This window comes from Pseudoalteromonas sp. SR44-5 (assembly GCF_014163675.1).
Lineage (GTDB): Bacteria > Pseudomonadota > Gammaproteobacteria > Enterobacterales > Alteromonadaceae > Pseudoalteromonas > Pseudoalteromonas rhizosphaerae.
This window is the reverse complement of sequence record NZ_JACJDT010000008.1, coordinates 92,686-106,945: the sequence shown is the minus strand read 5'-3', so window position 1 is coordinate 106,945 and position 14,260 is coordinate 92,686. Positions and strand designations below refer to the sequence as shown.

Annotated in this window: 7 protein-coding genes; 2 read left to right on the top strand and 5 right to left on the bottom strand. The window is 39.7% G+C overall.

What is annotated here, in order from left to right; all coding sequences use genetic code 11:
* Positions 1–7: 7 nt before the first annotated feature.
* The 3 genes from H5154_RS06570 to H5154_RS06560 form a co-directional block, all read right to left on the bottom strand.
* The gene (locus H5154_RS06570; protein ID WP_182717803.1) at positions 8–1,201 is read right to left on the bottom strand and encodes a PepSY domain-containing protein; all 1,194 of its coding nucleotides are present in this window, start codon (positions 1,199–1,201) and stop codon (positions 8–10) included.
* 17 nt (positions 1,202–1,218) lie between these two features.
* Complete coding sequence (locus H5154_RS06565; RefSeq protein WP_182717802.1) at positions 1,219–3,375, bottom strand: TonB-dependent siderophore receptor; 2,157 nt, start codon at positions 3,373–3,375, stop codon at positions 1,219–1,221.
* 99 nt (positions 3,376–3,474) lie between these two features.
* Positions 3,475–4,038 carry a hydrolase gene (locus H5154_RS06560; protein WP_182717801.1) on the bottom strand — a complete coding sequence of 188 codons (564 nt, stop codon included), beginning with the start codon at positions 4,036–4,038 and terminating at the stop codon, positions 3,475–3,477.
* Positions 4,039–4,275: 237 nt separating this feature from the next.
* Between H5154_RS06560 and H5154_RS06555 the strand changes: the two genes are divergently transcribed.
* Positions 4,276–8,724: an EAL domain-containing protein gene (locus H5154_RS06555; RefSeq protein ID WP_259398465.1), complete on the top strand. Its 4,449-nt coding sequence runs from the start codon at positions 4,276–4,278 to the stop codon at positions 8,722–8,724.
* Here H5154_RS06555 and H5154_RS06550 read toward each other — a convergent pair.
* Both H5154_RS06550 and H5154_RS06545 read right to left on the bottom strand, forming a co-directional pair.
* On the bottom strand, positions 8,721–11,444 hold the full coding sequence (locus H5154_RS06550; protein ID WP_310736605.1) for an ATP-binding protein: 2,724 nt from the start codon (positions 11,442–11,444) through the stop codon (positions 8,721–8,723). The two genes, H5154_RS06555 and H5154_RS06550, sit on opposite strands and share 4 nt — an antisense overlap.
* A gap of 130 nt (positions 11,445–11,574) precedes the next feature.
* Positions 11,575–12,462 (bottom strand): cation diffusion facilitator family transporter, encoded by an 888-nt coding sequence (locus H5154_RS06545; RefSeq protein ID WP_182717799.1) that lies wholly within the window; start codon positions 12,460–12,462, stop codon positions 11,575–11,577.
* Positions 12,463–12,680: 218 nt separating this feature from the next.
* Between H5154_RS06545 and H5154_RS06540 the strand changes: the two genes are divergently transcribed.
* Positions 12,681–14,123 carry a diguanylate cyclase domain-containing protein gene (locus H5154_RS06540; protein ID WP_182717798.1) on the top strand — a complete coding sequence of 481 codons (1,443 nt, stop codon included), beginning with the start codon at positions 12,681–12,683 and terminating at the stop codon, positions 14,121–14,123.
* The last annotated feature ends 137 nt before the right edge of the window (positions 14,124–14,260 follow it).

Below are 14,260 nucleotides of genomic sequence, written 5' to 3'. Positions count from 1 at the left end.
CTGCACGTTACAGCACCGGCGAATATAGTTTTGCTGGTGCTTGGCGTACACTAAATGTTTGCGTTGTGAGGATCAGGGAACAACATACTAATAAAACACTAACTGCACCCATGATACCAAACCATTGCAATAATGAACGCTGCTTACGCTTTACTCTCAGCCAATTCATATACAATCCAGCCATACATATACAGGTCATTAAACAACCAAACACAGCCCAAATTAACTTCGTACCTAGCCCTGCAAAGTTGCCAAAATGCAAAGGATCGGCGGTATCTTTAATGCGCGCGACAATAGGTAAATCTGCGGCTTTTTGAATTGCCAGTACATCTGCTGAAGCTGGATCTAAATACACTTTATTAGCTCGTAAACGTACTAAAATGTCATCATTATCGCCCAGTACCAAAACCGGTTTATTTGCTTTACTTGGGTATTGTATAGCGCGAATATGTAAACTTGGAAACGCTGATTGCGCCGCGTTTACCATGGCACTTATCGCTGGCGGATGCGCGACATCAGTTTGTAGATCCGTAACCTCTGCGGGGGGGGTTATATAATGGTCAATTTTGGCTGTTTGTAAGGTGTGTTCAACTAAGTACCACACGCCAGTAATAGCCATGACCACAATAAACCAGTAACTCCAAAGCCCCAGTAATTTATGCCAATCAGCCCAGCTGCTACGATTGGTTGTTTTTAATTGCCGTGGCTTTTTTAAAAAATGTCGCCACCACTGGCGATAAACAATCGGACTAGTAACCACTAAAATAACCAAGAGAATGGCTAAACTCGTGACGATCAACTTACCTGTCCAACCCATCGATAGATTCATGTGCCAGTTACGTAAAAAGCGCGATACTCTCCCCCACTGACCTTCGCCAAGCCATTGCCCCGTCGCACCATCAACATACACAAACAAAAACTGTTGCTGCCACTTAAGCGACACTTCGGTTGCTAAGTAAGGTTGTTGATGGCGCAATATGCTAATGATTTGGCTGCCAGGATAACGCTGGGCAAGTGTATTCTCAATTGCAGCAAAGTCAGTATTAGGGGAATGCGAGAGGGCACGAAATTTACTATCACTAAGATATTCAATTTCGTGGCTCAAGGTTGCCAACGTGCCAGATAAACACGTTATCAATAACAAGCTGCCAACCAAGAGCCCTGCCCAAGCATGTAAGTTAAACCACTGCTTTGCTTTCATAGTACGAAATTGTCAGTTTAGAATGTGTACTTAGCCGACAAATAGACGCGGCGTGGTTCCCCCGGGAAATGCCCAGCACGAGTTATAAAGCCACTTGATGCATACTCTTTATCAAACACGTTTTTAACTGAGAGCTGCCAAACCCATTGTTGATATTCAGTCTTCCAAGCCATGTTATAAACGGTATACGGCTGTACTTTATCACCGTCTAAACTGACTTGTTCATCAACATAATCAAGACCTGCCGCGATTGATGAGTGCAACTGCGGTAACTCATAACGCGTCCACAACCCTGCGGTATTTTGTGGCGCATTGGCAAATTTATCGCTGCCTTTTGCTTGCGCGGAAAATTTTTCACTTTGCTCAACAATACGCGTGTCGTTGTATGCGTAACTTGCTGTGATCACTAAACGTTCGGTGACATCGCCAACAATCTCAAGTTCAAAGCCTCGGCTGTCAACTTCGCCTAACGCTTCCATTTGATCAACGCCGGTGTCTGATAACTCAGTGCTGGCTTGTAAAATATTGTTACGGATAATGCGGTACGTTGCCATATTCACAGCCAACGAGTCATCAAGTAACTTAGTACGTAAACCAAGTTCACGAATATTGCTGTGCTCTGGTTTAAATGGCCCGCCTACATCTTGATTTTGATTACTGGCCGATTGTGGCATAAAGCCTGTGCCATACAGCGCATAAGGGAAAAAGGTATCGTTTAAGTTATAACTTGTGCCAATACGATACGTCACATCGCTGTCTGAAAACTCGGTGTTATTAAGGACATCGGTGTCTTCAAAACGATCGTACCGTAAGCCAACCGTAACATTCCATTTATCGGTAACATCAACTTGGTCTTGTGCATACAGGCCAATACGTGTTGACTCAGTACTTGATAAACGCGGTGTTACGTTTGCCAAATCATAATCATCTTTTGAAGTCAATCCATACACAGGATTTAATATTGAGATCCCTGGCACTGGGCCGCCTTTGCTGGCTTGTACAGCTGTTCTATATGCAGATTCAAACTCATGCTTATACCAATCTACACCCACCAGCATCACATGTTGCATAGCGGCAAGCTCAGTGTCAGCAATTAAATTGGCAGTAAAACTAAGCCCGGTATTTTCGCGTTGTTGATCACGAAATTCGCGCTCGCTCCAATCCAGTACTCCATCGCCATCTGTGTCAATTAGTCCACGCGGCTCATGATAGTTTTGATTGGCATCGTTACTAAAATAACGCGCAGTGATATCACTGCGAAATACCTCATTAAATTGGTGCTGAAAACTTGCTTGAAACACGTCAGCAATAACGGTTTGATAATCCGTTGCTTCATTATGATTCCAGCTTATGTCGGCAATAAAGTTACCGTTTTTATCCACTGGCACGCCACGTAATCTAGCGCCGCCTAAATCTTGATCAACATGGGTATATTGCAATACCAGATTAGTGTCGTTATTAAAATCAAAACGATAGCCTAAATCAATAATAGTATTATCTTCGCTGGTATTTTCACGAAATGGTTTATCTGAATCTTTATAAACACCAACACGGTAGGCTTGGGTCTGTGCGTCATTGGCACTGCCCGTTGATTCGACTGCGGCACTAAAAAAATCATCATTACCCAGTTCAACTGCAACGGTTGTTTTACTATCATAGCTGGGCTTTTTGGTCATATAATTAATGATCCCGCCAGGGTTACCACTGCCGTACACAGCGCCACTAGGGCCTTTTAAAACAGCCACTTGCTCAATATTAAACAACTGTGGTACCGCAAAACCACTAAATGGGTCACCTTTTACACCATCGTATAAAATTTCATCTTGGCGAAAACCACGAAACGTAACACCTGAGTAACTAAAGCCATTAACACCCGCAATATTGCTGTACAGATCAGTTACTTGACGTGCAGCCTGATCGCTGATTAACGCTTGCGGAATAACCTGGATTGACTGTGGAATTTTCTCTAGCGGCGTATCGGTACGAGTACCAAACGTTGATTCTGTTGGGCGATACAGTGAAAACGCTCGTCCAACGACTGAAATGGTTTCTATGTCGTTTTTTACAACAGTAGACTCATCAGTTGCAGATCCTGCTGCTGTTGTTTGCGCAGCAACGACAACAGGCGTCATGGTAATAGAACTTAGGGCTAATGCTATTAAAGAAGGTTTCATTGATATTTATACAGCAATCAAAATAATTTACGGCATGATAATAAAAACCACTATCATTTACAATGCTGAAGTGAAATTATTCTCTTCTTGTTGCCAAGCTTATTTAACAATCTTTAAAATCTCTTTAAATACAGGTGTCGCTGCCACTTCGGTCCATTGAAAAATCACACTTTCAGCGCAGCTGATCACAGCACCTGCTTGTCTTAGCTGAGCTATAGCTAAATCGCGGTGCAGATCATTACGCGAACTAACCGCATCCATGACTAAAAACACCTGATAACCTTGCGCCAGTAAATCTAAACAAGTTTGTAATACGCATACATGCGCTTCCATACCAACTACAATAATTTGCGGGCGTTTATAGCTAGCAATAAGCTCTAAAAAACCGTCCTCTTTACACGCGCTAAAGTGGGTTTTATCAAAGAACTCAGCTTGCCCAATCTGAGCTTTTAATTGCTGATCAGTTTCGCCAAGCCCTTGTTTATATTGTTCAGTGACTAAAATAGGAATATGCAACAATTGTGCAGCTTTTACTAATTGCACTGTGACCTGTTTTACTTGTTCATAACGAGGCATCGCAGGACTTAATTTGTCTTGAATATCGACAACTAACAGCAGACTTTGCATGGTGTGAGCATTAAATGAATGAGGCAATGTGAACATCCGTGATCTAAACATAACTAACAGCATAAGTGATTTGTTATACAAATGTATATCTTATATAGCTAATTCTTTAATTCAACTGTAAATTGTTATGCTATATTTACTAACGGCTAACAACCACTTTATCTCAGGGGAGCAGTACCTTAAGTGCGATTGAGAAACTTTTTTTTCATCTTATTTAGTATTTTATGCACTTGGTTTAGTGTTAATTCCAGTGCTCAAAGCTATGCTCAGCAATTGCAACGCTTATCCACGGATGAAGGGTTATCACAAGGCCACGTAACTAGCACACTGCAAGATAAACTGGGATTTATTTGGATCGGTACATTACAGGGTTTAAACCGGTTTGATGGCTATGAGGTAAAAATATTCTCTGGTGAATACTCACTGGATCAACTCTCAATTATTGTATTGTTCGAAACACACAACGGCGATATTTTTGTATCAACTGAGTATTCTGGTGCGTTTCTTATAGATCCTGTGACACTCAAAGTTAGTAAAATTTATTCAGGTAAGTTAAACGCTGAAGATAAACACTTTTCTCCTATTTTTGCCATCGCCGAACATCAGCAGCTGTTTTATTACGCCATTAATCAACATGTGTATGCCTTTGATCCACAAAAAAATACCTATACCCATGAGTTTTCAATCAGTAAAGATGATAATTCTGTCCGCGCAATTACTGTTCATAATGACTTTTTGTATATTGCCACCACTGATGGGTTGTACTCTAAATCATTAATTGATGAACATATAACTAAAATACCTTTAGTTGCCAAGGATAAGCTCAATCCAGATAATAACAATATCAAATTTTTATCCATCGACTCGCAGCTTGGTTTACTGGTTGGCACAGTCGAAGGATTTTATTCTATTGTTTTTAATAACAATGAGTTATTAGACTTCAATAACGTAAAAACGCTACTCGCGGAACATAATATTTGGGATTATGTTAATACCCCTTATGGTGAATTTATAGTCACTGAGGATGGCCTTTATCAATACCATCGCCATACTGATCACAATGAGTTTCTTTTACGTTTTGATCAAAGTAAATTTCACATGACCGACAACACTATTTTAGATGTGATGGTTGATAAAACAGGGCTTATGTGGCTTGCCTCGCGCTCGCAAGGCGTTTTTACTTGGTCCACTTTAGCAAGGCGTTTTGGCAATATTCAAATCACCAGTAATGATAAATTGCACAGCAATGTGATCCTTGCTGTTTACCAAGACGATAACGCCGTGTGGCTGGGCACCGATAATGGCCTAGCCAAAATGCGCCTAGATGAGACTACCGAAAAAACTTACTTAGCCAGCGATGACAGCAAAGCGTTTTATGGCCAATTTGCTGTGTATGGTATTGCCTCGGCGCACTTAAATGAGCCAGACCGTTATTTGTGGTTACTGCTCTATGATGGTCTTGCTTTATTTGATAAAAAAACCGAACAAAAAATAGCTCTACCAATGCAAGGCAATACACAAGCCATTCTCGACAGCGGCCCAGGCTATGGATATCATCAAATCACGACTGATACCTTTGCATTTTTTAGCGAGAATGATTATTTCCTGTATGATGGAAACAGTGGTCAGACTAACGTAATTAAAGGTCTCAAAGGGCAGTTAGATCCCGTCAATGTGCACGCTTTTTTAAAACCATTGCCCAATAAACCCGATGACTACTTGATCAGCGTATCTGGCGCGTTATATCGTTATAATGAGTCCAGCCAAAAACTCACCTTGATCTACGAAGTCGAAAATTATAACCCAATAAATTATGTCACTATCGATGATTGGGTGATCGATTATAACAATACCCTTTGGCTTGCCTCTTCCCAAGAAGGACTAATTGGTCTTGACGCCAACAGTTACGAAGTAAAACACCGTATAAACCTCAGTAATGGCATTAAAACGAAAACAATTGTCGCCTTGCAAATCGACCAATTTGGCTTTTTATGGATCAGCAGTAAAAATGGCCTCTATCGACTCGACTTAAGTTCAATGCAATTAAATGCATATACTGTTAAAGATGGCTTAACTGTGAATGAATTTAATATTGACTCACATACTCAGCTAAACGATGGCCGCTTAGCTTTTGGCAGTACCCGTGGCGTGCTAACACTTGCCCCGCAAGACTTTTTATCTGTCCCTAATGATCGTGACAGCACAGTGACTGAAATCACCGATATATCGTTACTCTCACGCTCACTTAATTATCATCCATTGCAATACGCCAACCAGCCTTTACAACTGACTGATGAAGACATGGGTTTAGAAGTTAGTTTTTCCAACTTTGATTTTCAAAATGTTGATAGAACACGCTATAAGGTGTCATTAACTGGCCCAAGTAAATTAAGCTATGAAAAGCTAAATAACAATAAAGTCTTTTTTACTAAGCTTCCTGCTGGTGATTATCAACTAACAATCGCAGCATATAACTTAAATGACTCAGGCCTCGGTGATGAAAAAACACTTAACTTTACTGTTGCCTATGCTCCGTGGCGCTCGCCACTTGCAATAAGCCTTTATTTATTACTTACGTTTTTAGTGCTATTTGTTATTTTTTGGCAATACCGCTCCCGTCAGCGCATTATTAAGCATACTCATGATGAAATACTGCAATCACAACAACAAACAGAGCTTGCTTTAAACAGTAGTAAAAGCGGTGTATGGGAAGTTGATATTGCCGCACATTGGATAAAGCAGCAGCGCTTAAAACATGAGCTAGGCTATAAAACTTTGCCACAAAAGTTCAATTTTGACGATTTTTGCGCATTAATACACCCAGATGATAAACGTAAAGTTCTTCATGATTGGCATTTATTCATCACTCAAAAAAATGCTCAACAATGGCAGGTCACGTATCGGCTTCAACATGCTAATGGAAACTGGCTTTGGTATCACGATATCGGTAAAGTGATTGAAACGAACGAGCAAGGCTATCCTACAAGATTAGCTGGAATCTATACCAATATAACCGAACAACGTGCTACAGCACAGCAAGCTGCGGTATTAGGCGAAGCCTTTAGCCAAATAAACGATTGGCTACTTATTTTAGACAGTCAACTGACTCCGTTTTCTGTTAATAATAGCTTTGCAGAAGCCTTTTCTATTCAAACAATCCCAGCAAAGCTTGAACTAAAACGGTTTTTAGCAGCACTGGGGAAAAAACAATATGTCGATTTCATCAATATTCTAAAATCATTACAACCGAAACAAAATTGGCGTGGTGACGCTTATATAAAAACTAAGATAAATCCGTCGCACCCTATTCATATTAGTATTACCGCAGTGGCAAAAGACAGTAATGTAGTGAGTTATTATGTGGTGGTTATTTCTGATTTAACCGAGCAAAAACGCGCTGAAAATGAACTACGCTATCTGGCAAACTATGATCCATTAACTAAGCTACCAAATCGGTCACTAATGTATCAAAAGATATCGCATGCGATAAAAGATGCCGATACACATGCCAGTCTAGTTGCTTTACTGTTTATAGATTTAGATAAATTCAAACCGGTGAATGACTCATTTGGTCATGCGGTTGGCGATCAGCTGTTATGTGATATTACCTATCGAATGAATAGTATGCTTGATAAAAATGCCATTGTTGGGCGTCAAAGCGGTGACGAGTTTTTATTATTAATTAAAAACTTAGACTCGCCACAAAGTTTGAGTAACTTAGTGCGTAGCCTCACTGAAGAACTTGCAAAACGGGTGGTGATCAACGATTTTGCAATTAATATCTCGGCAAGCGTCGGTGTGGCACTCTACCCATTTGATGCCGACACCACCGATGAGCTTATTCGTAATGCCGACATCGCAATGATGCATGCTAAGCAATCGGGCCGCAACGGCTTTAAGTTTTTCACTGAACAAATGAATAACCAAATCACCCAAAAACTACTGCTCGAAAATGCCTTAAAAGATGCCTACAAAGACGATTTATTTTTTAATAATTACCAGCCAATTGTTAATAATAAAAGCAAAAAAATCAAAGGTGTAGAGCTATTAATGCGCTGGCAACACCAAGCAGAATTGATATCCCCGGCAGTGTTTATTCCTATTGCAGAAGAAACTGGTTTAATCGATGTACTCACCGAGCAGGCGCTGACCCGTGCACTTGAAGATCTCGCACCATTATTTAAAGCTAACCCACGGTTTTACTTATCGTTAAATCTATCACCTGTGCATATTTTAAAATCTAATTTAACCGAACGCTTATTACTTATTTTAAATCAGCATCATATAAAACCTGTTCAGTTACGTTTAGAGATCACCGAAAACACCTTGCTTGATGACAAAAACAAAGCAGCTAAGCAGCTGCAAGCGCTCAGAAACGCAGGTTTTAAATTATTACTGGATGATTTTGGTACCGGGTATTCGTCTTTAACGTATTTAAGTCAATTTCCAATTGATGTGATTAAAATTGATCAAAGCTTTGTGCGTAATATCGGCCAAGATAGTAATAATGAATCAATCATCAAAACAATCCACACCTTAGCTGAAAACCTAGATCTATATTGTATTGCAGAAGGCGTAGAAACAATTGAGCAAATACGCTTTTTAAACAGTATCGGCTGTGATGACCTTCAAGGCTATTACTTTGCAAAACCAACAACTGCAGAGATTCTCATTGGCGATGCGTATATCCAAGCACTGCTAGAGAAATTGCAAACTACCTAGCTCAATGTATCAGCCCACTTTTTAAGGCATTGAAAAAGTTGGCCGCGATCCACGGGTTTGGCTATAAAATCGTCCATACCCACTTCTAAACAACGTTTTTGGTCGTCTTCAAAAGCATTTGCGGTAATGGCAATAATAATCACAGGACCAAATTGAGCACTGTTGTTACGGATTTCAGCTGTGCACTGATAACCATCCATAATAGGCATTTGGCAATCCATTAAAATAATATCGGCCATATTGTGTTGTAAACACGCCAATGCTTTTTCACCATCGTTAGCAACTTCTATGGTGCAATGGGTGTCACTGAGCATTTTTGCAATAACGATTTGATTGATTTGATTATCTTCTACCAGTAATACTTTCAACCCAGTTAAGTCAGGAATGCTTTGCTGTATATCTACTTCATGGGTAAGTTGCGCTACTTCAATAGGAATGGTAATAGTAAAGCAACTGCCTTTACCAATCTCGCTGTGTAATTTAAGCTTGCCTCCCATTAACTGAACTATTCGCTTACAAATAGTTAAGCCTAATCCTGTGCCACCATATTGCCGCGTGGTTGAAATATCAGCTTGAGTAAACTCACGAAACAACGATGATTGCTGTTGCCCAGAAATACCAATGCCAGTGTCAGTTACAGCCACAGATAAATGATTATCAGCATAATCAATGTTCATCGTTATACTACCAGTTTTCGTAAATTTCCCTGCATTACTCAACAAGTTATTGACAATTTGGCTTAACCTTAGTGAATCTAACTGCACCACATCGGGTACTGACGGGGCAATATTTAATATAAATTCAACGCCTGGCTGTACGCCAGTATTTGTAAACACCTGTGCTAATTGAGTAAGCAGTTTTCGTACATTAACTATATGAATGTCTAGTTTGACCGCCCCCGCCTCAATTTTCGAAAAGTCTAAAATATCGTTTAAAATCAATAATAGATTTTTAGCGCTTTGCTGGATCATTTGCAATTGTTCGCGGTATTCCAACTTCACGTCATCAGCATTAAGTAAAATATCAGTCAGCCCCATAATACCGTTAAGCGGGGTGCGAATTTCATGACTCATATTCGCTAAAAATTGTGATTTAGCTTTGCTGGCCTGATTTGCAGTTGCCACAGCTTTAACTAATTCATCTGTTTTTTCATTTACTTGATACTCTAGCTCTACATTAAACTGTTTTAAATGCAGATTAAGTGCTGCATTTTCAGTGTTTACTTGTTCTAGATCTTTAAAGTTGCTGGTCAATTTAAATGCTAAAGTAGCAAATTGCTGCTGTAAGCTCAGCACCTCCAGCCACGCATTATTTTGAGTCTGTAAATCACTGATTTCAGCTTTAGGATCAAAGGCATCGATTTGTTCAGTAAGCTCATCTATTGGCCTCACTAACCATCGACTCAACTGGGTGATAAAGATACTGATCAAAATAATCACCACAAGAGTTAGTAATAGTGATTGCCCCCACGCACTTGCCGCCACAAGATTAGCGTATTTCCGTTTTAATAAGCTTGCTACATACCAACCTTGTTGCTGTGATAAATATATTTTTACGTAATATTGTTCGCCATCAATGTCGGTGGTCATAATGGCTTGTTGATCACCTTGTAACTGGGTAAATTTATCTTCAGTGAGCTGAGTCAATACCGAATAATGATTAGGTAAGGTGCTAAACACCACGTGTTTTTTGGCATCAAGAATTATCAGTTCACCATCATTATCAAATATGGTTGGCCTAAATTGCAAAAAGGAGCCCAACACTAACGAACCTTCAACCACTCCCTGAAAACGCCCGTTAATATGCACTGGTGCAGAAACACCCACAATGGGTTCATTACCAAATCCTCGGCCCCTAAAAACATTAGAAATATACCCTGTTGGCGAGTCTTTACCGATCGTAAAGTAATCGCGATCGGCAACCGATAAATTGCTGCCTTTTAAGCTTTCTTGCAAACTAAGTGGATTAAATACCTGAGCTATTGCGTTTTCATCCGTAACCATTGATGTAAGAAAGTTAGGGTATAGTGCCATTAACTGACTCAATGCTAACTGTTTATCGACCCCCTGCTCGATGGCTTTTGCAGTTAATACGATGCCACGGCGATAGCCATTTAAATACAGGTCAATTTTTTCAGCAATGTCTTCGGATTTTTCAGCAAGCTGCGCCTTCACTTCATATTCGATACGCGCATAATGATTGTTGGTAAGTACAATGGTGGTTAATAACACCACTAAAATAATGAGGATGCTTACAATGTAATTAAGAATTTTATACAGCGAATTTGGTCGTTTTTGCCACACTTGCTGAATAAAGAAGAAACTGAGTAAATCAATAACGCATAAAACAATGGCTGCATTTAAAAAATACTTAACCAAGGCGGTAATGACCGCCAGTAATGGCAACTCAATGATAAAATAGCCAATGAGTCCCAGCAGCGGAATACCAATTAACAACCAATAAATTATACCGCGAATAAACAGCAGCCGTGCAGTTTTAAAGCTAAAGTGATACAGCCAAAGCACTTCGCCAACAAACACAATTGATGGCCAACAATGCCCCCAACGATAAAAAATAAAAGCCGCACTGATAGTACAAGCAACTAACGCGTAGCGTAAGCCAAATAGCAACAAACAAATTAAAACAAACAGCTGACCAAATAAAAATTCAGAGCTGTCGAGAAACCAAAATGGCAGTAAATTAACAAAACCGGCCAACACGCCTAAAAGTATAGAACAGCTGAATGCAAAATATCGATGCTGAAAAAACGGCAATGGATTGTTCCGTATAAAATAGGCTATATCTAAAAGTAAAATAAAAAACGCATTTTGCCAAGTTAACTAGTTGTATTTAATGCTGACAACCATGACTTTCGATTTGTAATACGCTGTTGCCAACATTAAATTGCCTTGCTAGCAATTGCTCAACTTTAAGTCGGCATGCTTCATCATGTTTTTCTATAGTGCAATGTTGTTTAAGTACCACATGCGCCCCTACAACTAACTCCTTGTCACGGCGCATAACCGTAACATTGTGCACATTTTCTACATGCTCAACTTGTCCTATGGCACTTTCAATATCGGCCACATCGGGTAGTTTTGCTTTATTTAAACGCAGACCTTTAACGCATCCAACAATCACTTTTACACCTGTAAACAAAACAAATAACGCAATCAGCATGCTCGATAAAATATCAATAATGCTCCAACCAGTTAGATAAATAAGTATACCGGCGATAAACGTAGAGACAGTTGAAATCAAATCAAAAAATGAATGTAAAAATACCGCATAAACATTAAAGCTAGCCTTTCTACCTTTATATAATACCCATGCTGCAGCACCGTGAAATAAAAATCCAGTGGCGGCAATAACCGACATTAAATAGCTATTGACGACGGGGCCTTGCCCTTCATGGTGATGTACAAAGCGCTCGCCGCCTTCGTATAAAATCACCAGGCTGATCGCCAAATATAAACAACCGTTGATCAAACCACCGGTCAACTCTGCTTTTTGATAACCATCGTTGTAGTTTTTAGCTAAATGAATCGCTAAGCTCGATGCGATCAAAGCAATAAATAAAGAACTATTATGAACAAATAAATGCCCAGCATCGGCTAATACGGCAAGAGAGTTTGCATAATAGGCACCAATAACTTGAATAACCATAAATGAGCTAGTGATTGCTAATGCAATTAATAATCTACGTCGTGATGCTTGGTGAGTTGTAATGTCGGTCATGAAAAGCGGTTTTACCTGTGCTTAAGTGTGCTAAGAGTCATCATTCTAAAAAACGTTTAAAAGAGTAATGATATACAGTATCAATTGTAGTACTTCCATAAGCCAAACGCACTAAAAACTTAATATCGAGTTAATTTATATATAAAACGGCTAATTAAAATACCATTTTCTTAAAATTGAATGTAAGCTTAATATGTTAATAAGAAGTTGGAAATCCAGTGAGACAGTATTCTGTAGACGAAATTTGGCAATCTTTACAAGCGTTGCCACTTGCAATTGTGCTGTTTGATCAACAAACAGATACGCTGCACGCCAACGCATCAAGTCAGCAGTTACTTAAATTAATGCCAGCAATAAGTCCAGTGGAAAAAGCATTTCAACACTTATCAATTAAACACACAGAAAACCACACGATTGTTGATTATCAGACCTTTTTAACTCCCCAAAATAACACCGAACACATCTATAACATTGCCACAAAACACACACTCCTGCGTGTTACAGTCACCTATAGTTTAATTGGCCCACAGTTAATAATGCTGGCGCTTGAACCGCACACATCGTTTACTGTACACGCTGATTTTGACGAAGTAATAGCAAAAATATCAACACAACTTATTGATATACAAATAGACAACCTCGATCAACAGATCGAAAGCGCTTTAAAAACCATAGGTACATTTTGTGATGCTGATCGTAGCTATTTATTCCAATTTAGTGAAAACGGCAAAGCCATGAGCAATACTCATGAATGGGTTAATACGCAGGTCAAGCCTTTTAAAGAAAAGCTGCAAGATATTCAACAAGATTTATTACCGTATTTTTTTAGTACCATGAACGAAAAGCACGTTTTTAAGGTATCTGATGTAGACTTGTTACCCCCAGCCGCTGCTGCTGAAAAAGCTGAATTTGAATCAGAGGGGATCAAGTCTGTTTTATGTATTGGGCTGCGCTCTGAAAACGCCTTATTTGGTTTTATTGGCTGTGATTGTGTAACACATATACGCCACTGGACCGACACCGACCTTATGCGGATCAAACTGGTAGGTGAAATTATTGCCAATGCACTGAAAAACGTTCTGTATAAACAACGCTTAGAGCAAGCTCAACAGCAATTACTTTTAGCCAACCAAGAACTGCAATCACAAGCAAATCTCGACAGCCTGACAAATATCGCCAATCGCCGCTGTTTTGATCAAACCTTACTCCGTGAAATTCAACGCGCAACACGCTCACATCAACCATTGAGTTTAATCATTTGTGATATCGATTATTTTAAACTGTATAACGACAATAATGGCCACCAGCAAGGCGATGAGGCACTCAAACAAGTTGCCCAAACCTTGCATCGCTTATGTAAGCGACAAGGTGATTTAGCAGCTCGCTACGGCGGAGAAGAATTTGCAATTGTGTTACCCAGCATTGATAAACCCCACTGCTTAAAATTTGCCAGATTACTGCAACAGCAAATAAGCCAACTAAATATCCTGCACCCAAATTCAAACGTAGCCGACCACCTCACCCTCAGCATCGGATGTTACAGCTGTAAACCAGATAAATACACCACCACCGATATGATGATCCTCGCCGCCGACAGCGCACTCTACGTGGCAAAAAAATCAGGCCGCAATCAAATTCAAGTCTTTGATGAAGAGCATTAGAGCCATGTACTCGTAGCTGCGAGTTTACCTCGCGACAAATCAAAGTGAACTTAATTTCAAATAAACCGCGCTGTTAACAATCCATCCATGGAGCTTGGTTACATAAGTCATTGCCTAAATGGATTTAGGTACTTAGA